The following is a 21427-nucleotide window of genomic DNA, read 5'->3' as shown; positions in this document are numbered from 1 at the left end:
GTCGGAGGGTCGTAAATCCGTGCCTTGAGGCCACGGGAGAGATGTCAGTGCGTGGTCAGGCCGGCCGCGCTCATGAACAGACGCATCAGGCTGGCGACGATGAACAAGGCGCCCACACTGCCGACCCAGATCAGGGCCAACCAGCCGAGCCGCTGCCACAGCGGCTTTTTTTCGGCTTCTTCAATGTCGTGCAGGGAATGTTTGCCGTTCATTGATAAATCCTCCGATGTAGATCGATGGCTTCTGTCAGGACGCCATCGTCGGAACGCCGCCTGGAGCAAGCTCGCTCCCACAGGTTCGCGGTGCACAGGGCTAGTGATAACCGTCTTCATGGGTGACCTTGCCGCGGAACACGTAGTAGCTCCAGAAGGTGTAGCCCAGGATGAACGGGATGATGAACAGTGTGCCCACCAGCATGAAGCCCTGGCTTTGCGGCGGCGCGGCGGCGTCCCAGATCGAGATCGACGGCGGGATGATGTTCGGCCACAGGCTGATGCCCAACCCGCTGTAACCGAGGAAGATCAGCACCAGGGTCAGCAGGAACGGCGTGTAGTGCGCGTTGCGGGCCACGGCACGGATCAGACCGTACATCGTCACCAGCACCAGAATCGGCACCGGCATGAACCAGAACAGGTTCGGCATGGTGAACCAGCGTGCGGCGATTTCTGCGTGGGCCAACGGGGTCCAGATGCTGACGATGCCAATCACCGCCAGCAGCACGAAGGCCAATGGCCGGGCCAGGTCATGCATCTGTTCCTGCAACTTGCCTTCGGTCTTCATGATCAGCCAGGTGCAACCGAGCAGCGCATACGCCACCACCAGCGCCGCACCACAGAACATCGTGAACGGTGTCAGCCAGTCCAGTGAACCACCGGCGAACTGCCGATTGACCACCGGCAGCCCATCGATGAACGCGCCAAGCGCAACGCCCTGGAAGAACGTCGCGGTGACCGAGCCACCGATGAACGCCTTGTCCCACAGGTGGCGCTTGTCGTCCCTGGCCTTGAAGCGGAACTCGAAGGCCACACCGCGGAAGATCAACCCGATCAACATCAGTATCAGCGGCAGGTACAACGCCGAGAGCACCACCGAATAGGCCAGCGGAAACGCGCCGAACAACGCCGCGCCACCCAACACCAGCCAGGTCTCGTTGCCGTCCCAGACCGGGGCGACGGTGTTCATCATCACATCGCGATCGGTCTTGCCCGGAATGAACGGGAAGAGAATGCCGATGCCCAGGTCAAAACCGTCCATGACCACGTACATCATGACGCCGAAGATGATGATCACGGCCCAGATCAGCGGAAGATCAATACCCATGATTCAAATCTCCTTGGTCAGGCTGTGGCCGGCATCGGCGTGATCGTCGTCGGCTGCGGACAACGGCCGGGCCGGTGTGCGTTTCTGGCCGGGGCCCCCGTCGTTGGTTTCCTTGCCTTCATCGGTCTTCGGCCCCTTGCGCACCAGGCGCATCATGTAGCCAAGACCGGCGCCAAACAGCGCGAAATAAACCACGACAAACAGGATCAGGGTGATGCTCATCTGCATGAAGCTATGGTTCGACGACGCATCCGCCGTACGCATCAGGCCATAGACCACCCACGGCTGACGGCCGATTTCGGTGGTGAACCAGCCAGCGAGAATCGCGATCAGGCCGGACGGCCCCATCCACAGCGCCAGGTACAGGAACGGCCGCGAGGAGTAGAGGGTGTCGCGCTTGCGCAGCCACAGGCTCCACAAACCGGTGAAAATCATCAGCAAGCCCAGGCCCACCATGATCCGGAACGACCAGAACACGATGGTCGAATTCGGCCGGTCTTCAGGCGGGAACTCCTTGAGCGCCGGCACCTGTTTGTCCAGGGAGTGCGTGAGAATCAGGCTGCCCAGGTACGGGATCTCGACAGCGAACCTGGTTTTCTCCTCCTTCATGTCCGGCCAGCCGAACAGGATCAGCGGAGTCGCTTCGTTACCGACGTTCTCCCAGTGCCCCTCGATCGCGGCGATTTTTGCCGGCTGATGCTCAAGCGTGTTCAGACCGTGGAAATCACCAATGACCGCCTGGATCGGCGCGACGATCAATGCCATCCACATGGCCATCGAGAGCATTTTGCGGATCGCCGGGTTGTCCCTGCCTCGCAGCAAATGCCAGGCCGCGGAGGAACCGACGAAGAAGGCCGTGGCGACGAACGCCGCCGTGGCCATGTGCATCAGGCGATACGGGAACGACGGGTTGAAGATAACCGCCAGCCAGTCGGTGGGTATGACCTGACCGTTGACGATCTCGAAGCCCTGCGGGGTCTGCATCCAGCTATTGGAGGCAAGAATCCAGAACGTCGAGATCAATGTACCGATGGCCACCATTACGGTAGCGAAGAAGTGCAGGCCACGTCCGACCTTGTTCCAGCCAAACAGCATGACGCCGAGGAACCCGGCCTCGAGGAAGAACGCCGTGAGCACTTCATAGGTCAGCAACGGCCCTGTCACGGAACCGGCGAAGTCCGAGAAGCGGCTCCAGTTGGTGCCGAACTGATAGGCCATGACCAGGCCGGAAACCACCCCCATGCCGAAGTTGACGGCAAAGATTTTCGACCAGAAATGGTAGAGGTCACGGTAGGTGTCGTTATGGGTTTTCAGCCACAGGCCTTCGAGTACCGCCAGGTAACTCGCCAGGCCGATGGTGATGGCCGGAAACAGGATGTGGAACGAGATGGTGAACGCGAACTGAATTCGGGCGAGATCAAGTGCCTCTAAACCGAACATAAGTCTTCCTCTGTCAGGTAGTACGGCTGCTGGCTGGAAGCCTGCACCCACGGTCCCCACGGATATGGAGTGTGGCGAATCTCTGTTTGTTCTTTTTTTGCACGCATCACAACGCAGGGAGTCTGGCCTTGCGGCCGCCGGATCAATTCCTTTTGTGGGTTTTGATCTGGATCAATCAACGTTGAAAGAGTAGTCCCAATTTCGGGGATGAACCGCGTGGTCTTTTGCCGCGTGACAAGTTGCCTCACGGCTTTTGTCATTGGCTGCAACACATTCACTGTGGGAGCGTTGAGGAAATAGATGTCTGGCTAACTAAATTTTTTTGTCATGACAACTTCCTGTTACAGGTTGGTGATAATCTCGCCGCTCCCCTCTCCCCAGATTGTCCCGCAGATGCCCAGCCAAGAGCCCTTGCTGTTACGTCACCATCGCCCTTTTCTCGCGTTCTGGATGGCCCGGGTATTCACCGCCAGCGGCTTCCAGATGCTCACCGTGGCCATCGGCTGGAACCTGTATCAATTGACCGGTAACGTGCTCGACCTGGGTCTGGTCGGCCTGGTCGAGTTCGCCCCGCGCGTGCTGTTCATGCTGCACACAGGACACGTCGCCGACCGCTATGACCGGCGCAAGGTCGCGGCGATCTGCCAGTCCGTGCAGGCACTGATCGCCCTGTCGTTGGCCATCGGCAGTGCCACCGATCATGTCACACGGGAAATGATCTTTATCCTGGCCTTCCTGCTCGGCGCCGCGCGTTCCTTTGAAATGCCGACCACCCAGGCGCTGCTGCCCAGCATAGTGCCCAGCGCGCTGTTTCCCCGTGCGGTGGCCGCCGCGCAATCGGCCCAGCAATCGGCAACCATCGTCGCCCCGGCCCTCGGCGGTTTGCTCTACGCCTTCGGCAGCGTCTGGGTGTATGGCCCGACGGTGCTTTTGTATGTCATCGCCTGTTCGCTGATGCTCAACCTGCCAGCCCGGCAAACCCCGCTGAACAAGGGCAAGGCCACTCTGGATTCATTGCTGGCGGGCATTCGCTTTATCCGCAGTCGTCCGGACATTCTCGGGGCGATCTCCCTCGATCTGTTCGCGGTGCTATTGGGTGGTGCGACGGCGTTGCTGCCGGTGTTCGCCAAGGACATCCTGTTGACCGGCCCGTGGGGGCTGGGCCTGTTGCGCTCGGCACCGGCAGTGGGTGCGCTGCTGATGTCGCTGTTCCTGGCGCGGTTTGCCGTGGAGCGCAACGTCGGGCGGGTGATGTTCACCGCCGTGGGCGTTTTCGGCGTGGCAACCATCGCCTTCGGTCTGTCGACCTCGTTCTGGTTTTCCCTGGCGGTGCTGGTGGTATTGGGCGCGGCAGACATGATCAGCATGGTGATCCGCGCCTCGTTCGTGCAACTGGAAACCCCGGACGAAATGCGCGGCCGGGTCAGCGCCGTGAATGGTCTGTTCATCGGTGCTTCGAACCAGTTGGGCGAATTCGAATCGGGCCTGACTGCCCACTGGTTCGGTACCGTGCCAGCCGTGGTCATGGGCGGGATCGGCACGCTGGTGGTAACCGGGGCGTGGGTCAAACTGTTCCCGACACTGGCCAGCCGCGATCGCATGCACGTGGCTAAAGATGAAGAAAGGGAAGAAGCGAAAGTCCAAGCAGGCTAAACCAGCAATTCCCCCGCCACCGCCGCACGTGTGGCTTTTCCGCAGAGTTGTTCCACCAGCGCCAAGGCAAATGCCAAGGCGCCAGCCGAGCCCTGGGCGGTGATGCAATTGCCGTCGACCACCACCGGTTGATCAACGAAGTTACAGCCCAACAATTGATGGCTGGCCGAGGGCAGGCAGGTCATGCGCCGTTGACGCAATACGCCAAAGGCCTGCAGCGCCACGGCGGGCGCCTCGGCGATGCCGGCGAACAGGCGACCGGCTGCCGCCTGATCCTTGATCAATTGTTGCAGGGGTTGGTGTGCTGCCAAGTGCTGCGAACCCACCGCACCACCCGGCAAGGCGATCAGGTCGAAGGGCTGCGCCAGCAAATCCACCAGCATGGCATCGGACGTCAGGCGCGTGCCGCGGGCGCAGGTGAGCATGCGCCGCCCTTCGATACTGGCCACCACCACTTCTATTTTGGCGCGGCGCAGTACGTCGATCAGGGTCACGGTTTGCAGGTCATCGGTGCCCTCGGCGAGGGCAATCAAGGCTCTAAAGGTCATCAGGTATTGTCCACAGAGTGATCTTTTAAGCGTAGCCAGCTTTCCTGCCCCTTGTTCGGGACCTGTGGTTACTTGATGAAAAGCTGCGTCGACATCGTATTGCCGGGCGCGTTGATCGAGGTATTGCTGAAGGTAAGCGTGCCTTCCTGCTTGCCAGCCAGATCGAGGGCATACAAATAGCCGACGGTTTTTTCCCCGGGGGTGCAACTGGTCAGGTTGCCGTTCTTGAACGCGCAGACCGGTGTGCGGGTGCCATTCACTTCGAAACCGTCCAGGGCGACATGGGCCTCGCGTCCATAACCCACTTCCAGCACGTACACCGTGATGTTCGGGCCATTGTGATCGCAGCGAGTCCGGGTTTGCCCTTCGTCGATGTTTTCAACACCACAGGACGGCGACGCGACTTTGAGCACCTTCAATTGCGTCAGTGACGTAGCAGAGGCCGCCACGGCCGTTTGAGCCCCGAGAAACAACGCCATCCATACGCCGAACAAGCTAACCAGACGCCTTTTCATGCAGGCCCCATCCACCCAAAAAACCAGCGCACAGTATGGCGTACTTGGTGTTGTCGCAAAACATCGACGACGATCACCGCCATAAGCAGCCATATCCCCAAGCTACTGGTATGATGCGCGGCTTTTTCCGGCCCACAGTAATTTCCAGGCGCGCTCTGCTGCCTGTGCTTTGCTGTTGAGGTCGATACATTCACGGCGCCCGGCGCGCCACGGGGAGCAGACATGCTGGAAAGGCTGTTTCAACTCAAGGCACACAACACCAACGTGCGGACCGAGATTCTGGCGGGCGTCACGACCTTTTTGGCCATGGCCTACATTCTGTTCGTCAACCCGAGCATCCTCGGCGAGACCGGCATGGACAAGGGCGCGGTGTTTGTCGCCACCTGTCTGGCAGCCGCCATCGGCTCGACGACCATGGGCCTGATCGCCAACTACCCGATCGCCCTCGCACCGGGCATGGGCCTGAACGCCTTCTTCACCTACACCGTGGTCCTGCACATGGGCCACACCTGGCAAGTGGCACTGGGCGCGGTGTTCATCTCGGCGGTGTGTTTCTTTCTGCTGTCGATCTTCCGCATCCGTGAATGGATCATCAATAGCATCCCGCTACCGCTGCGCTCGGCGATTGCTGCCGGCATCGGCCTGTTCCTGGCGCTGATCGCCCTGCACAATGCCGGAATCGTGGTCAGCAACCCGGCGACCATGGTCGGCCTCGGTGACCTGAAACAACCGGCTCCGATTCTCGCCACCCTCGGGTTTGCCCTGATCGTCGCGCTCGAAGCCCTTGCCGTGCGCGGTGCGGTGCTGATCGGCATTCTGGTGGTGACCATCGTTTCGATCGTGATGGGCTTCACCCCGTTCGGCGGCGTGATGTCGATGCCGCCGTCCCTGGCCCCGACCTTCTTGCAACTGGACATCAAGGGCGCACTGGACATCGGTCTGGTCAGCGTGATCTTCGCCTTCCTGTTCGTCGACCTGTTCGATAACTCCGGCACTCTGATCGGCGTCGCCAAGCGTGCCGGATTGATGAGCAAGGACGGTCACATGCCGAAAATGGGTCGCGCGCTGATCGCCGACAGCACTGCAGCCATGGCCGGTTCCCTGCTGGGCACCTCGACCACCACCAGCTACATCGAATCCGCCGCTGGCGTGAGTGCCGGTGGCCGCACCGGCCTGACCGCCGTCGTGGTCGCGATCCTGTTCCTGCTGGCGCTGTTCTTCTCGCCACTGGCCGCCAGCGTTCCAGCCTTCGCCACTGCACCGGCCCTGCTGTTCGTCGCCGTGCTGATGACATCCGGCCTGGCCGAAATAGACTGGGACGACATCACCGTTGCCGCGCCGGTGGTAATCACTGCGCTGGCGATGCCGTTCACTTATTCCATCGCCAATGGCATCGCCTTCGGTTTCATTTCCTGGACCGCCATCAAGCTGATGTCCGGTCGCGGCCGTGAGCTGAACCCGGCACTGGTGATCCTGTCGATTCTGTTCGTGATCAAGCTGGGTTGGTTCAACGCATGACTTTTGATTCCCAGGCCTATGCCGTTCAGCTCGAAGAAAAGGTCACGCGCTTGCGTGACTTGCTGGCCCCGTTCGATGCACCCGAGCCAGCCGTTTTCGATTCGCCGCTGAAAAACTTCCGCCTGCGCGCCGAGTTCCGCCTGTGGCGCGAGGCCGGCGAGCGTCATTACGCAATGTTTTCCCAGGAAGACAAACGCACGCCAATCCTGATCGAAGAGTTCCCGATTGCCAGCCTGCGCATCAACCAGTTGATGCCGCAACTCAAGGCAGCATGGCAAGCCAGCACGGCCCTGAGTCACAAGCTGTTCCAGGTGGAGTTCCTGACCACGCTGGCTGGCGACGCGATGATTACCTTGTGCTATCACCGCCCGCTGGACGAGCACTGGCACGCGGCGGCGTCGAAACTGGCGACGGACCTGAACGTCAGCGTCATCGGCCGCTCCAAGGGCAAGCGCGAAGTCATTGGCCACGATTACGTAGTCGAGCAACTGGACGTCGGCGGCCGCACCTTCAGCTACCGCCAGCCGGAAGGCGCGTTCACCCAGCCCAACGGCACGGTGAACCAGAAGATGCTCAACTGGGCATACGACGCGCTTGGCGATCGCTCCGATGATTTGCTGGAGCTGTATTGCGGCAACGGCAACTTCACCCTGCCGCTCGCCACTCGCGTGCGCAAAGTGCTAGCCACCGAAATCAGCAAGACCTCGGTCAACGCGGCGCTGAGCAATCTCAGCGAGAATGCGGTGAATAACGTCACCCTGGTGCGTCTATCCGCCGAAGAACTGACCGAAGCCCTGAACGAAGTGCGTCCGTTCCGCCGCCTGCACGGCATCGACCTCAAGAGCTACGAGTTCGGCAGTGTATTCGTCGACCCGCCTCGCGCCGGCATGGACCCGGACACCTGCGAACTGACCCGGCGCTTCGACAACATCCTGTACATCTCCTGCAATCCGGAGACCCTGGCGGCCAATATCGCCCAACTGCACGACACCCACCGCATCACCCGATGCGCGATGTTCGACCAGTTCCCCTGGACCCATCACATGGAATCCGGGGTGTTGTTGACCCGCCGTTGATGGCGCCTGCCAGGCACAAAAAAGCCGTCTTCACGACGGCTTTTTTGTGGGAGCTTACAAGACAACATCGACCTTGCGCGGGCGCCCGCCTTTCCTGCCGTTGGCCCGCGCAGCTTCAGACTTTGCGGCGCTGCTCTGGCGACCATTGCGCGAAGCGACGACCGAGGCCGCCATGGCCATCAGCGGCTTGCTCGCAGAAATCATCCCGGCGATAGATACATGCAGGTCCTTGCCTTCATGGCACAGGGCAGTACCCGCATAGCCGACCGTTAGACTGGCGAAGTCCCCGCCCTCAAAATCATCGAACTCCGAATAGTTGGCCACGGGCAACAATACGCCGCTGCCATCTTCGAAGCTGACGGCCAGACAGGGGGCCAGGTAGGTAACCGCTGTCGCTTGCAGGCTATTTTTTCTACGTAACTCGCCACGTTCAATGGCTTTGTCCAGGCTACTTTCCGTTACGGGACTATCGGCCTGAACCTTGGCTTTTATCGTTTTCATAACTCGATCTCCACACTCTCCTGTGCACCTATCAGGGATAGCAACGTCCTGTTCGATTCAGGTTCGTAGCAAGCCGATCCAATCATATTGGTAGTACTGACAACCCTTTTCACCACAACGACTTCGTTGCTTTGCCAGTCCCACAATTGATTATCGAGACAAGCTGTTTGTAGTTTTCGCCACCAGATGCCGCGGGCGCGCCGCAAATGGGCAGGTTGCTGCAGCGATTGGCGCAATCCCTCAAGCACCGCGATCGGTGGCCGAAGCGAAAGCGGAACTACATCCCAGAGTTCGACACCGTTGTGCCAAAAACTGAACCTGAATCTCGCACTCCACGTACCCGCCTCCACATGCGCATGAGGCGGACAATGCTCGTCTCGCAACATGATCACTACCGACAGTCCTTTGTAATTGCATACCTTCATGCTAACCCATCCGTTAGGTTAATGAATCCGAGAATTCGACACTCCCTGGAAAATCCGACCGCTGGCATTGGCCGTCGAATCATTTCTTGCGTCCTCAGGCTAGCGTCCTGGCATCGCCCGGCCCTGCGGAACACCACGCGAAATGGTAAGAAATCCTTTCATTACCGCGCCAACACCTGATAAATACTGATCCAGCTCCTTCATCTGATCCCCGGTGTAATCAATCATGCAGCGGCAATTCGACGATCTTCAGTTGGGCAGCATCGAGCTGTTTTGCCTGGCCGCCGAGGCCGGCAGTTTTACTGCCGCGGCGCTGGTGGCGGGCGTCACGCCCGCTGCCGTGAGCCGTTCGGTGTCGCGCATGGAGGAACGCCTGGGCGTGCGTCTGTTTGCGCGCACCACCCGCAGCGTGAAGCTGACCGACAGTGGTCGCCGCTATTACGAGGAATGCCGCCAGGCCCTGGCGCAACTGGTCGAGGCCCAGCGTGAGGTCATGGGCCAGCAGCAAGTGCCGTCCGGTACTTTGCGCATCAGCATTCCGACCACCTACGCGCATCATCGAATCCTGCCGCTGCTGCCCGAATTTCGGGCGCGCTATCCGGCGGTGAAGGTCGAGTCGCACATCAGCAATCGCAACATCGATTTCGTCGGCGAAGGCTACGACATGGCGATTCGTGTACGAGCCATCCCGGATTCCGGCTTGATCGCCCGGCAGCTGGAAGATGCCGCCCTGGTGTTGATCGCCAGCCCTGATTACCTGAAACGGGCCGGCATTCCGCAAACCCTCGACGACCTCGAAAACCACGAGTGCATTCAGTACGAATTGCCCAGCAGCGGCCGGCGCATTGCCTGGTTGTTCAACGATGAAGGCGCGCCACGGGAGATTCTGGCCGAGGGCAACCTTAGTTGTTCCGACGATGTACTGGGCGGTGTGACCCTGGCCAAACACGGGGCTGGGTTGTTTCAGACCTATCGTTTTATCGTGGAAAAGGAACTGGCCGACGGCTCGCTGGTGGAAGTGCTCAAGCCCTATGGTGGGCGCTCGCGGCCGTTTACCTTGCTGTATCCACAAAGTCGCCATGTACCGCTGCGCTTAAGGGCGTTCATTGATTTTCTGGTGGAGCATTTGCCGCGCTGAACACCGAAAGTGTCCGATCACCGCCCAAAAACAGCCAGTGCCTCGTCACTTTAATTGACCAAATTAACTAGTTAGTACAATTTATCTCCACAGGTTGAAGCCCTCGGCCGATTCCAAAAATAATAAGTGGAGAGATTCCGATGTCCCCTATCGTTCTGGTGCTCAACGGCCCGAACCTGAACCTGCTCGGCACCCGTGAACCGGCGACCTACGGCCACGAAACCCTGGCAGACATCTCGACCCTGTGCGCACGTGCCGCCGAAGAATTCGGCCTGGCAGTGGAGTTTCGCCAGACCAACCATGAAGGCGAATTGCTCGACTGGATTCACGCCGCCCGCGGTCGCTGCGCCGGAATCGTCATCAATCCTGCCGCGTGGACCCACACTTCGGTCGCCATCCGCGACGCCTTGGTTGCCAGCGAACTGCCAGTCATCGAAGTCCATCTGTCCAACGTCCATGCCCGCGAGCCTTTTCGTCACCACTCGTTCGTCTCCGCCATTGCGACTGCGGTGATGGCCGGTTTTGGCAGTCACGGCTATCGCCTGGCGCTGGAACACTTCAGTCATCGTTTGAAGGGGTGATCGCCGTGACTCAGAACCACGTGATACTGGCCGGCCTGATTGGCGCCGGCATCCAGGCTTCCCGCACACCGGCCATGCACGAGCATGAAGGCGATGCCCAAGGGCTGCGCTACCTCTATCGCCTGATTGATCTTGATCAGTTGAAACTCGACAGCAACGCTCTACCCGACCTGCTGATGGCTGCCGAGCGCATGAACTTCACCGGATTGAACATCACCTTTCCCTGCAAGCAGGCAATCATCCCGTTGCTCGACGAACTCTCGCCGGAAGCCCGCGGTATCGGTGCGGTCAACACGGTGGTGCTCAAGGATGGCAAACGCATCGGCCACAACACCGACTGCCTGGGCTTTGCCGAGGGTTTTCGCCGGGGTTTGAAGGGCGTTGCCGTTGAACGTGTCGTACAAATGGGCGCTGGCGGCGCAGGTGCGGCGGTGGCCCACGCGTTATTGAATGAAGGCGTACAACAGCTGAGCATTTTTGACGTAGATATCCGCCGCGCCCAGGATCTGGCAGACAACCTCAATCAGCATTTTGGCGTCGGTCGGGCGGTGGCCGGGTATGACCTGCCGAGCGCCATGGCCCGGGCTGACGGCCTGGTGAACACCACGCCGATGGGCATGAAAAAACTGCCGGGCATGCCGGTGCCGGTCGCGTTGCTGCGGGCCGAATTGTGGGTGGCGGAGATCGTTTACTTCCCGCTGGAAACCGAACTGCTACGCCACGCCCGCGCCCTCGGTTGCCGAACGCTGGACGGCGGCAACATGGCGGTGTTTCAGGCGGTGAAGGCGTTCGAGCTGTTCAGCGGCGTGGTGCCCGATGCCCAGCGCATGCTTGAGCATTTCCAGAGCATGAATGGCTGAAGCGGCAACCTTGCCGATTCGTAGGAGCCGGCTTGCTGGCGAAACAGGCGATGCGGTGTATCAGGCAGGCCGCCTTCGCTGGCAAGCCAGCTCCTACCGTGTGTTGTGTGTACACATTTGTATTGGGAGCCGGCACAACGCTGTGTATCAGGCCTGCAGGTAGCGCAGAACCGACTCGCAAATCATCTCCCGATGACGCTGCTTGATGCGTTCGTCCGGCAAGTCGATCTGGAAAATCTCGCCCACGGTATGGCGGTTCGACACGCGATAGAAGCAGAACGAACTGATCAGCAGATGCACATCCAGCGGCACCAGGCCGGCGCGGAAGACACCCTCTTCAACACCACGACGCAGAATCACATCGAGGGAATCGAGAACGGTGTTGTTCATCGCCCTGATCGCCTCGGAACGCTTTACATACTCGGCGTTGTGGATGTTTTCGATACTGACGATGCGCACGAAGTCGACGTTGCGATCATGGTGGTCGAAGGTGAATTCAACCATCCGCCGAATGGCTTCCACCGGAGGCAATTCGGTCAGGTGCAGGCGGCTTTCGGTGTTGCGGATATCGCCGTAAAGCTTCTCCAGCACTTCGACGTAGAGCTGTTCCTTACTGCCGAAGTAGTAATAGATCATGCGCTTGGAGGTGTGGATGCGCTCGGCGATGGCATCGACGCGAGCACCGGAAAGCCCCTGCTGGACGAATTCGACAATCGCCTCCTGCAGGATGTTTTCGCGGGTCTTTTCCGGATTGTTCTTGCGACTCTTGCGCGGCTCGGCACCCGATTCTACGGGGGCTGCGGGGAGTTCTGAGGTCATTGTCATTGCGGGCTCACGGCCATCACTGCACAGGCTGGCGATTATGGGCCGCGCGACACGGTGAAGGAAGCTGCACAGCCCACGTTTAATCCCGCGTTTACGAATCCCCTACAACTTCGCCTGGCGCAATGCGCCGCTACGGGATTTGGCCATGGCCGCCAGCCGCACCGCAACGTTGGCCGCGCCGTAGCCGGCATAACCGTTTTTACGCTGGATGATCTCGAAGAAGAATCGCCCCTCGAACGGCTCGGTGTACACATGAAACAGCTCACCGCCCTGGGCGTCGCGGTCGTACAGCACGTTGTAGTAGGCCAGTTCGCTGAGAAACTCGTCGTCGAAATCGAACCGCGCCGCCAGGTCATCGTAGTAGTTGAGCGGGATATCCAGCAGCGGCACGCCCGCCTCTTTTGCACGACTGACCTGGGCAAAGATGTCATCACAATCAAACGCGATGTGATGCACACCGGAGCCGCGATAACTCGACAGCGCGTGTGAGATCGCGGTGTTACGATTTTCGGAAATATTCAGCGGCAGGCGGATCGAACTGTCGCGACTGCGCAAGGCACGGCTCTTCACCAGACCATAAGGATCGGGCAGCACGACTTCATCGTCCGCCTCGAAATCCAGCAGGCTCTTATAGAACAGCACCCAGCTGTCGAGGCTGTCGGCCGGCAGCGCCATGGCCATGTGGTCGATGCGTTTGAGGCCGCCGCTGGCCGGCGCTTGCGGGTACAGATTGAAGTCGGTGCCGTAGACGTCGGCATCCTGGTCCACCAGATAGATCAGGCTGCCATCCGGCGCACGCACCGCCGCCAGTTCCAGTTCATTGGGGCCGACCAGTCCGCGATAGGGCTGGCCCTTGTAGGCCACGGCTCGGGCCAGCGCGCTGGCGCTGTCCTTGACCCGCACGGCGGTGGCGCACAACGAAGGGCCGTGCGCCTCAAAGAAACTGTGACCGAACGAGTAAGGTTCGGTGTTGAGGATCAGATTGATATCGCCCTGACGCAGCAGGCTGACGCTCTTGGAGCGATGCTGCCCGACCTTGGCGAACCCTAGCCGTTCCAGCCAATGGGAGAGTTTGGCGCCGAGGCTTTCGTCCACGGCAAACTCCAGAAACTCGATGCCGTTGTACTCGCTGGCCTTGGGCGTTTCGAACAGAATTTCGGGATTGGTCGCAGGCCTGGCTTCCCGGGCCAGACGCTCGCGGGTTTTCTCCTCCAGGTACAACAACGAGCGCAAGCCGTCGGCGGCGTTGGCTCGTGGCGGCGCGGCGCGGAAACCGTCGTTGAAGATCTCCAGCGACAAAGGCCCGGTGTACCCGCTCTTGATGATCGGCGCGAGGAACCCCGGCAGGTCGAATTCGCCCTGGCCCGGGAAGCAACGAAAATGCCGACTCCACTCCAGCACGTCCATGGCCAGGATCGGCGCGTCAGCCATTTGCACGAAGAAAATCTTGTCCCCGGGAATCTCGGCGATAGCGCTCGCATCGCCCTTGAGCGACAAGGTGTGAAAGCTGTCCAGCAACACACCAAGGCTTGGGTGATCGGCCTGCCGCACGATGTTCCACACCTGTTGCCAGGTGTTCACATGCCGGCCCCAGGCCAGCGCTTCGTAACCGATGCGCAGGCCGCGTGCCCCGGCGCGTTCGGCCAGCAGGCGCAAGTCATCGACCAGAATCCGTTCATCACCGATGGACTCGGCCGAGGCGTTGCTGCACACCAGCACCAGGTCAGTGCCCAGCTCCTGCATCAGGTCGAACTTGCGCTCGGCGCGTTCCAGATTGCGCGACAGCCGATCTCGCCGACAGCCTTCGAAATCACGGAACGGTTGAAACAGGGTGATGGCGATCCCGAGATCGGCGCACATCTGTTTAATTTCCCGTGGACTACCGTCGTAGTAGAGAAGGTCGTTCTCGAAAATCTCGACGCCGTCGAAACCGGCGGCAGCAATGGCTTCGAGTTTTTCCGGCAGGGTACCGCTCAAGGATACGGTGGCAATGGAACGCTGCATATTTCGGCTCCCGGTGGAGGCAATCTTGTTAGGGGGCGTTGCACGCTTTATTACGTGGGTAGCGTTTGTCTTGCGAGAATTATTGGGCTGACAGACTTACACAGCAATTCAAAGTGTACTACCCAGTTAGTTTTGTGTTCGATTATCGAACAAAATGGTGGTTGGCGAATTGACGATTTTTTGTCCACTGCCCAACATCGTCCCCACATTAAGTCCGGACACGCAGCACCGGCCGCGATGTCCAAAACACCAAATAACAAATTCAAAAAACGGGTGGTACACATGATTCCTTCCCAAAGCTCTCGCATGGCTCCGGCCATGAACGTCACTGCCGGTGGCATCGGCGACAAAATCCGCGGCGCCATGGCGGTCGGCAAAACCCGTTGGGGCATGCTGGCGCTGGTGTTTTTCGCCACCACCCTGAACTACATCGACCGCGCCGCCCTGGGCGTGATGCAGCCCATCCTGGCCAAGGAGATGAGCTGGACGGCGATGGATTACGCCAACATCAACTTCTGGTTCCAGGTGGGTTACGCCATCGGGTTCGTTCTGCAGGGCCGGTTGATCGACCGGGTCGGCGTCAAGCGCGTGTTCTTCTGCGCCGTACTGCTCTGGAGCCTGGCGACCGGCGCCCACGGTCTGGCCACTTCGGCGGTCGGCTTCATGGTTTGTCGCTTCATCCTCGGCCTGACCGAAGCAGCGAACTACCCGGCTTGCGTGAAAACCACACGCCTGTGGTTCCCGGCCGGCGAGCGCGCCGTGGCCACCGGCATTTTCAACGCCGGTACCAACGTTGGTGCGATGTTCACGCCGATGCTGCTGCCACTGATCCTGCACGTCTGGGGCTGGCAAGCCGCGTTCCTGTGCATGTCGGCTCTGGGCGGGATCTGGCTGCTGTTCTGGGGCCTGAAGTACTTCAACCCGGAAGATCACCCGAGCGTCAAACAGTCGGAGCTGGACTACATCCAGAACGAAGTCGAACCGGAACAAACCCGCGTGCCGTTCTCGAAAATCCTTCGCATGCGCGGCACCTGGGCCTTCGCCCTCGCCTATTCGATGACGGCGCCGGTGTTCTGGTTCTACCTGTACTGGCTGCCGCCGTTCCTCAACCAGCAATACAATCTGGGCATCAACGTCACCCAGATGGGTATCCCGCTGATCATCATCTACCTCACTGCCGACTTCGGTAGCGTTGGCGGCGGCATCCTCTCCTCGTTCCTGATCGGTCGCGGAGTCAATCCGATCAAGGCGCGACTGATGTCCATGTTCCTGTTCGCCTGCTGCATCATCGGCGTGATCATGGCCGCCGGTTCCAGCAACCTGTGGGTCGCGGTGTTCGCCATCTCCCTGGCCATCGGCGCACACCAGGCCTGGACCGCGAACATCTGGAGCCTGGTGATGGACTACACGCCCAAGCACATGATGAGTACGGTGTTCGGCTTCGGCGGCATGTGTGCGGCGATTGGCGGGATGTTCATGACCCAGCTGGTCGGCCACATCCTGACCGTCACCAACAACAACTACACCGTGCTGTTCACCATGATTCCGGCGATGTACTTCATTGCGCTGACCTGGATGTACTTCATGGCACCGCGCAAGATTCCTACCGTCACCGACTAAAACATCATCACCCTCACAGGTTTTTTAGCGGCGGCTTTGTTGCCAGGCCGCTGCCAACCCGCTGCAGCAAATCACGGCAATGCCGAGCAGGGTGGTCAGTGTCGGCGTATGGGAAAACAGCAGCCAGCCCAGCAGGCCGGCGAAGATGATCTGGCAATAGCTGAACGGTGCCAGCAGTGCCGGTGCCGCGAGGCGGAAAGCCTGGGTCAGGAACAGGTGGGCCGTCATCCCGCAGGCCCCCAGCGCCAGCATCATCGCGCCATGCATCAGGTTTGGCGTCTGCCAGAAGAACGGCACCAGCGCACTCATCACCAGCGTGTTGCACAAGCCTGCGAAGAAGTTGCTGGTGGTCGGGCTGTCGATCTCGCTGAGCTTGCGCGTCAGCAGTTGATAGAAGCAGAAAAACAGCGCCGAGCAGAATGGCAGCAACACCGCCGGGGTAAACAGATCACCGCCGGGGTGAACGATGATCAGCACCCCGCTAAAACCGAAAATCACCGCCAGCCATTGCCCTCGTGTCACCCGCTCCTTCAGCAGCGGCACCGACAACGCGGTGACCAGCACCGGAGCGAGGAAGTTGACCGACGTAGCCTCGGCCAGCGGGATGTACATCAAGCCTGTGGTGAAAAACAGACTGGTGCCCAGCAGGCACAGCGCCCGGATCAGCTGAAGCAATGGCCGTTTGGTACGCAGCACTCGCAGCCCGGATTGCGGCAGGAAAATCCCGGCCATCAGCAAGGTGTGAACCACGTAACGCGCCCAGACCACCATGACAATGGGATAGAAACCCGAGAGATATTTGGAAAAGGCGTCGTGGCTGGAAAACAGGAAGGTCGCGACAACGATCAGCAGGATCCCTTTGAAGGGCTGATTGACGCCGGAAAGCGGGGTGCTGCTGGGCGACGTCAAGACGAAGTCCTTTTATGGGTTGAGGCGAGACCTGAATAATTTAGAACCCAGTTCCACTTTATGACATCAATGACTCAAGAAAGTGTGCGAATACCGCACACTCTATTCAAGCAGACATCACGCTCAACTGAACAACTCTGACGCCTGGCTCGCCAGCGAAAGCTCTTCGGCGTACTTCAACAAGGTCGACGCCAACTCATGCAAGCGCGCACCGGGCATTCGCGCGCTTGGCCCGGCAATACTGAGCACGCCAATCACCCGGCCATCCAGTGGATGACGTACCACGGCGGCAATCGCCGAGGTGCCCACCGCCGAACTTTCCTCGACCCAGGCGTAGCCTTGCTCCCGCGCCAGACGCAAGCGCTCCAGCAGTTCAATATTCGAACGCGGTGCATTAGGCCCGATGTCCCGAGGCAATCCGCCCCCTTGCCGCTCGACCAGCAACAGCGCCTCGGCATCGCTCATGCACGCCAGCCACGCATGCCCGGAAGCCGTGTAGAACAAAGGCGCATCACGCCCCATGTCCGGGTCGTAGCGCAGGCCCGAGCGGGCACCCTGGGACTTGGCGATCCAGACCTGCCGCTCACCCTGAATCACCCCCAGACGCACCAGTTCACCGGTTTCCCCGGCCAGTCGATCAAGCACCGGCTGAACGATATCCGCACCGCTGCCGGACAGGTATCGAAAGCCCATGGCCACCAGCTTGGTCGACAGGTGATAGCGCAGGTTGTCCGGATTCTGCCGCACGTAACCCAGGCGAATCAGTTCGGCGAGCAACCGATGAGTCGCGCTTTTAGGGATTTCCAATTGCTCGGCCAACGTCTGCATCGGCAGCCCCTGCGGTTCACCTGTCAGGCTTTCCAGCACGCTGAAGACACGTTCGATCTGACTGCCGGCCATGGTAGGTCCCAAACAAAATTTGGCTGATTCTAGAAGAGAAGCCCCACGAAGCAAAATTGGAACCAGTCGCACAACCGGCAGTCTGACTATCGGACTGGCGCGGCTCTCAATTCGCAGCAACACTCATCGCACGGCTCTTTACCCGGAACAAAAGAGGATTCCCGCATGCTATGGAAAAAAGGCCGACGCAGTGACAACGTGGTCGATGCCCGTGGCGATGATGTCGGCAGTGGCGGCGGTGGGATGCGCTTCGGCGGTGGCAAGGGCCTGAGCCTGACGGCAATCCTCCTGATCGTCGGCATCGGCTGGATCACCGGCCAGGATCCGTTGCAAATCCTCGGACAACTGACCGGGCAAATGGGCCAGCAAACGGCGCCCGCTACCAACCAGAGTCGCAAGGCACCGCCGGTCAATGATGAAAGCGCGGAGTTCGTTCGTTCGATCCTCGGCGATACTGAGGACACCTGGGGTGCGATTTTCCAGCAGGCTGGCCGCCAATACAAAGACCCGACCCTGGTGCTGTTCAGCAACCGCGTGAATTCGGCCTGCGGCCTGGCCACCTCGGCGACCGGCCCGTTCTATTGCCCGGCGGACCAGAAAGTCTACCTGGACATGGCGTTCTTCCAGGAAATGTCCCAACGCTTTTCCGCCGCAGGCGACTTCGCCCAAGCCTACGTGATCGCTCACGAAGTCGGACACCATGTACAGACCCTGCTTGGGGTTTCCGCGAAAATTCAGGCAGCGCGCCAGCAGGGTCGGCAGATGGAGGGCGACGGTGGTTTGCTGGTTCGTCAGGAACTGCAAGCCGATTGCCTGGCCGGCGTCTGGGCCAACAATGCGCAGAAGCGCCTGAACTGGCTGGAACCGGGCGACATCGAAGAAGCACTGAACGCAGCGAACGCCATCGGCGACGATCGTTTGCAGCAACAGGGTCAGGGCCGCGTGGTCCCGGACTCGTTCACCCATGGTACGTCGGCGCAACGGGTGCGCTGGTTCAAAACCGGTTTCGCCCAAGGCCAGGTTGGCCAGTGCGATACCTTTGCGGCGAAAAATCTGTAAATGAAGAATTGGTTGTTGGTTGTTCTGTTTACTTGCGCAACGTCCCAGGCCGCCGAGCATGAGGTCAAGGAGCTCAGCTCAGGGCGCCTGCTGTTGAAATCAGGTGAAATCGCGGTGGGCATCAGCCCCGCCCCGGCAAAAATCGAACGGGTGCTGATCATCCTCCACGGTCGCTTGCGCAATGCGCAAACCTATCTGCAGAGCGGTGAGCACGCGGCCGAACTGGCCGGACAAAGTGCAACGACCCTGGTGATCGCCCCGCAGTTTCTCAATGAAACCGACGTTGCGGTCCATCCGGTGGCCGACACGGTTTTGCGCTGGCAAGGCAATGATTGGATGGCTGGCGGCGAATCCACGGCACCGTTTCGGCTGAGTTCCTACGCCGCGCTCGACGAAATCATCGCCCGCCTGGGTGACCGCCAGCAGTTTCCGGATGTGAAGCAAATCGTCATCGCCGGGCACTCCGGCGGCGCGCAGGTGGTTCAGCGCTATGCATTGCTCGGCCACGATCAACCAGCCCTTGAAGCAGCAGGCGTGCAGGTGCGATACGTGATCGCCAATCCGTCGTCCTACGCCTATTTCGATGAGCGCCGGCCAGTGGCGTTCAGCCACGCGGGTTGCCCGCAATTCAATCGCTGGAAATATGGGCTGACGGATTTGCCCGCCTACGCCGAAGGACAAACTCTCGCACAACTGCAGGAAAAGTACCTCACGCGTGACATCGTTTATCTACTGGGCCAGCAGGACACCGACCCGAATCATCCGGCGCTGGACAAGAGCTGCGAGGCTCGGGCGCAAGGACCTTATCGATTGGCGCGCGGGCATTTTTACTTTGATTATCTGAAGCGGCTGCAACCGCAAGGGTTGAATCAGCAACTGATTGAAGTACCCGGGGTCGGGCATAACGGCGACGGGATGTTTACCTCGCCAGAGGGGCAGAAGGCTTTGTTTGGTCAGTAGGTTATGCACTGCCTGATCTGACGCCATCGCGAGCCTGCTCGCGATGGCGGTCTAGCAGACAACAAATTCGTCAAACCGACAACATCTGCCGCAACTCGACACAATCCGCCGCATGCCAATCGGTCAATTCCGGCCATGGATTATCCGGCAGATTCACCAAAACAGTCCGCGCTCCCGCCGCTCGCCCGCAATCGAGATCGAAGCGGTAATCACCGACCATCACCATCTCGCTCGCCGGCACCTTCCACGCTTCGGCCAGTTTCAGCAGCCCGCCCGGATGCGGTTTGGGTGGTGCATCATCGCGACCCAACACATCTTCCAGTGCAAAGCAGTCGGCCAGGCCAATGGCCTCCAGCGTGACATGCGCCAGCTCCCGGGCATTGCGCGTGAGAATGCCCAGGCGATAACCGCGCCCGGCCAGCTCACGCACCAGCTCCACCGCGCCCGGTGCCGGATGCGAACCGAGGGCCAGGTCCCGCTCATGCTCCAGCAGCCACGCATGTTTGGCTGCGGCTTCATCGGCCGGCAGTGCGGCGAGGTGAGTCAGGATGTCGTGTTCGGCAGGGATCGCCAACGCCACGCGAATCGCCGCGAAGTCGTGCACGGCGACCGTCAGGGTACCGTCCATGTCGAACACCCAGTGACGTACATCGGCCAGGCTCATGCCCAGTCCTTGCGATGACGGATCAAGCCTTCCTGGGTGACCGAGGCCACCAGTTGCCCGGCGCGGTTGAACACGCTGCCACGGGAGAATCCACGGGAGTTGCCGGCCCACGGACTGTCCATCGCGTAGAGCAACCAGTCATCGGCACGCAAATCCTGGTGGAACCACAACGCGTGATCGAGGCTGGCGACCTGCATGTCCTTGTGCCAGACCGACTTGCCGTGGGGCTGCATCGAGGTGGTCAACAAGCCAAAGTCCGATGCGTAGGCGAGCAAATACTTATGCAGCGCCGGCGAATCGGCCAACGCCCCGTCGGCGCGGAACCAGACGTACTTGACCGGGTCGGAGGGTAGCGGGTTGTAGGGATCCTTCTCGGTCACCGGGCGAAATTCGATCGGCTTCGGGCACAGCAGTTTTTCGCGCATTTTCTCGGGGATCAGGTGCGCGCGCTGCTGGGTAATTTCCAGTTCCGATGGCAGGTTTTCCGGACCGACCACTTGCGGCATTTCGCTCTGGTGCTGAAAACCTTCTTCGTCGTACTGGAACGACGCACTGCACGTGAAGATCGGGTGGCCCTTCTGGATCGCCGTCACCCGGCGCGTGCTGAAACTGCCACCGTCACGCACCCGGTCAACCTGATACACCACCGGCAGCCCGGCATCGCCCGGACGCAGGAAATAGCCGTGCATCGAATGCACATGGCGCGCCTCTTCAACCGTCTGACTGGCCGCCGACAGCGACTGGCCGAGCACCTGCCCACCGAACAACTGGCGAAAACCCAGATCCTGGCTGCGGCCACGGAACAGGTTTTCCTCGATCGGTTCCAGGGTCAGCAGGTCGACCAGATCATCCAACACTTGGCTCATTCAGATGCTCCTCACGCAACACATTGCCGCGCAGCCTTGGCTGCA

General features: G+C 60.2%; 22 protein-coding genes. 9 read left to right on the top strand and 13 right to left on the bottom strand.

Translation table 11 applies throughout. From position 1 onward, the window contains the following. Positions 1-44 precede the first annotated feature (44 nt). From AC1D19_RS21790 to AC1D19_RS21780, 3 genes are all read right to left on the bottom strand, one after another. The gene (locus AC1D19_RS21790; protein WP_090451518.1) at positions 45-212 is read right to left on the bottom strand and encodes a DUF2474 domain-containing protein; all 168 of its coding nucleotides are present in this window, start codon (positions 210-212) and stop codon (positions 45-47) included. A gap of 100 nt (positions 213-312) precedes the next feature. Next, positions 313-1320, bottom strand: a complete 1008-nt coding sequence (gene cydB, locus AC1D19_RS21785; RefSeq protein WP_223459181.1) for a cytochrome d ubiquinol oxidase subunit II — start codon at positions 1318-1320, stop codon at positions 313-315. A 3-nt stretch (positions 1321-1323) separates the two neighbouring features. Next, a complete protein-coding gene (locus AC1D19_RS21780) occupies positions 1324-2760 on the bottom strand; it encodes a cytochrome ubiquinol oxidase subunit I (protein ID WP_477764513.1) in 1437 nt (478 codons plus the stop codon). Between the two features lie 393 nt (positions 2761-3153). On the opposite strand from AC1D19_RS21780, the gene AC1D19_RS21775 reads away from it, so the two are divergent. Then, complete coding sequence (locus AC1D19_RS21775; protein WP_477764512.1) at positions 3154-4413, top strand: MFS transporter; 1260 nt, start codon at positions 3154-3156, stop codon at positions 4411-4413. Here AC1D19_RS21775 and AC1D19_RS21770 read toward each other — a convergent pair. Then, positions 4410-4961 (bottom strand): DJ-1 family glyoxalase III, encoded by a 552-nt coding sequence (locus AC1D19_RS21770; protein WP_108231207.1) that lies wholly within the window; start codon positions 4959-4961, stop codon positions 4410-4412. The genes AC1D19_RS21775 and AC1D19_RS21770 overlap by 4 nt on opposite strands. Positions 4962-5029: 68 nt before the next feature. After that, entirely contained in the window at positions 5030-5476 is a 447-nt protein-coding gene (locus tag AC1D19_RS21765) for a DUF4879 domain-containing protein (RefSeq protein WP_477764511.1), read from the bottom strand. Between the two features lie 222 nt (positions 5477-5698). Between AC1D19_RS21765 and AC1D19_RS21760 the strand changes: the two genes are divergently transcribed. Both AC1D19_RS21760 and trmA read left to right on the top strand, forming a co-directional pair. Then, positions 5699-6994 (top strand): NCS2 family permease, encoded by a 1296-nt coding sequence (locus AC1D19_RS21760; protein WP_223461025.1) that lies wholly within the window; start codon positions 5699-5701, stop codon positions 6992-6994. Continuing rightward, positions 6991-8070 (top strand): tRNA (uridine(54)-C5)-methyltransferase TrmA, encoded by a 1080-nt coding sequence (gene trmA, locus AC1D19_RS21755; protein WP_477760371.1) that lies wholly within the window; start codon positions 6991-6993, stop codon positions 8068-8070. Before AC1D19_RS21760 ends, trmA begins: the two co-directional genes overlap by 4 nt. A gap of 54 nt (positions 8071-8124) precedes the next feature. On the opposite strand, the gene AC1D19_RS21750 is transcribed toward trmA, so the two are convergent. Together AC1D19_RS21750 and AC1D19_RS21745 are read right to left on the bottom strand one after the other, a co-directional pair. Beyond that, positions 8125-8571, bottom strand: coding sequence for a DUF2442 domain-containing protein (locus tag AC1D19_RS21750; protein WP_477753937.1), 447 nt, complete (start codon positions 8569-8571; stop codon positions 8125-8127). Next, the gene (locus AC1D19_RS21745) at positions 8568-8996 is read right to left on the bottom strand and encodes a DUF4160 domain-containing protein (RefSeq protein ID WP_477764510.1); all 429 of its coding nucleotides are present in this window, start codon (positions 8994-8996) and stop codon (positions 8568-8570) included. Before AC1D19_RS21745 ends, AC1D19_RS21750 begins: the two co-directional genes overlap by 4 nt. A 226-nt stretch (positions 8997-9222) precedes the next feature. Between AC1D19_RS21745 and AC1D19_RS21740 the strand changes: the two genes are divergently transcribed. The 3 genes from AC1D19_RS21740 to AC1D19_RS21730 all read left to right on the top strand — a co-directional run bounded on the left by AC1D19_RS21740 (position 9223) and on the right by AC1D19_RS21730 (position 11575). Then, a complete protein-coding gene (locus AC1D19_RS21740) occupies positions 9223-10134 on the top strand; it encodes a LysR family transcriptional regulator (RefSeq protein ID WP_477764509.1) in 912 nt (303 codons plus the stop codon). 140 nt (positions 10135-10274) lie between these two features. Continuing rightward, complete coding sequence (gene aroQ, locus AC1D19_RS21735) at positions 10275-10715, top strand: type II 3-dehydroquinate dehydratase (RefSeq protein WP_108216387.1); 441 nt, start codon at positions 10275-10277, stop codon at positions 10713-10715. Between the two features lie 5 nt (positions 10716-10720). Next, the gene (locus AC1D19_RS21730; RefSeq protein WP_477764508.1) at positions 10721-11575 is read left to right on the top strand and encodes a shikimate dehydrogenase; all 855 of its coding nucleotides are present in this window, start codon (positions 10721-10723) and stop codon (positions 11573-11575) included. Between the two features lie 147 nt (positions 11576-11722). Here AC1D19_RS21730 and AC1D19_RS21725 read toward each other — a convergent pair whose 3' ends face one another. Both AC1D19_RS21725 and quiC read right to left on the bottom strand, forming a co-directional pair. Continuing rightward, complete coding sequence (locus tag AC1D19_RS21725; protein ID WP_477753942.1) at positions 11723-12400, bottom strand: TetR/AcrR family transcriptional regulator; 678 nt, start codon at positions 12398-12400, stop codon at positions 11723-11725. A 102-nt stretch (positions 12401-12502) separates the two neighbouring features. Next, positions 12503-14404 (bottom strand): 3-dehydroshikimate dehydratase QuiC, encoded by a 1902-nt coding sequence (gene quiC, locus AC1D19_RS21720; protein ID WP_477753943.1) that lies wholly within the window; start codon positions 14402-14404, stop codon positions 12503-12505. A 282-nt stretch (positions 14405-14686) separates the two neighbouring features. Here quiC and AC1D19_RS21715 point away from each other — a divergent pair, with 282 nt between their 5' ends. Beyond that, on the top strand, positions 14687-16024 hold the full coding sequence (locus AC1D19_RS21715; protein ID WP_477753944.1) for an MFS transporter: 1338 nt from the start codon (positions 14687-14689) through the stop codon (positions 16022-16024). A gap of 24 nt (positions 16025-16048) precedes the next feature. Here the strand turns inward: AC1D19_RS21715 and AC1D19_RS21710 are convergent, their stop codons facing one another. Both AC1D19_RS21710 and AC1D19_RS21705 read right to left on the bottom strand, forming a co-directional pair. Further along, positions 16049-16933, bottom strand: coding sequence for a DMT family transporter (locus AC1D19_RS21710; RefSeq protein WP_477753945.1), 885 nt, complete (start codon positions 16931-16933; stop codon positions 16049-16051). Between the two features lie 123 nt (positions 16934-17056). Further along, positions 17057-17833, bottom strand: coding sequence for an IclR family transcriptional regulator (locus AC1D19_RS21705; RefSeq protein WP_477764507.1), 777 nt, complete (start codon positions 17831-17833; stop codon positions 17057-17059). 165 nt (positions 17834-17998) lie between these two features. On the opposite strand from AC1D19_RS21705, the gene ypfJ reads away from it, so the two are divergent. Both ypfJ and AC1D19_RS21695 read left to right on the top strand, forming a co-directional pair. Next, a complete protein-coding gene (ypfJ, locus tag AC1D19_RS21700; protein WP_477753947.1) occupies positions 17999-18892 on the top strand; it encodes a KPN_02809 family neutral zinc metallopeptidase in 894 nt (297 codons plus the stop codon). Next, the gene (locus AC1D19_RS21695; RefSeq protein ID WP_477764506.1) at positions 18893-19852 is read left to right on the top strand and encodes an alpha/beta fold hydrolase; all 960 of its coding nucleotides are present in this window, start codon (positions 18893-18895) and stop codon (positions 19850-19852) included. A gap of 70 nt (positions 19853-19922) precedes the next feature. Here AC1D19_RS21695 and AC1D19_RS21690 read toward each other — a convergent pair whose 3' ends face one another. Together AC1D19_RS21690 and tesB are read right to left on the bottom strand one after the other, a co-directional pair. Next, complete coding sequence (locus AC1D19_RS21690) at positions 19923-20516, bottom strand: HAD family hydrolase (protein ID WP_477764505.1); 594 nt, start codon at positions 20514-20516, stop codon at positions 19923-19925. Further along, a complete protein-coding gene (tesB, locus tag AC1D19_RS21685) occupies positions 20513-21382 on the bottom strand; it encodes an acyl-CoA thioesterase II (protein WP_007995359.1) in 870 nt (289 codons plus the stop codon). The genes AC1D19_RS21690 and tesB overlap by 4 nt, the downstream gene beginning before the upstream one ends. Positions 21383-21427: the final 45 nt, after the last annotated feature.

This window comes from Pseudomonas sp. P1_C12, from assembly GCF_056406435.1.
This window is presented reverse-complemented; position numbering and strand designations above follow the sequence as displayed.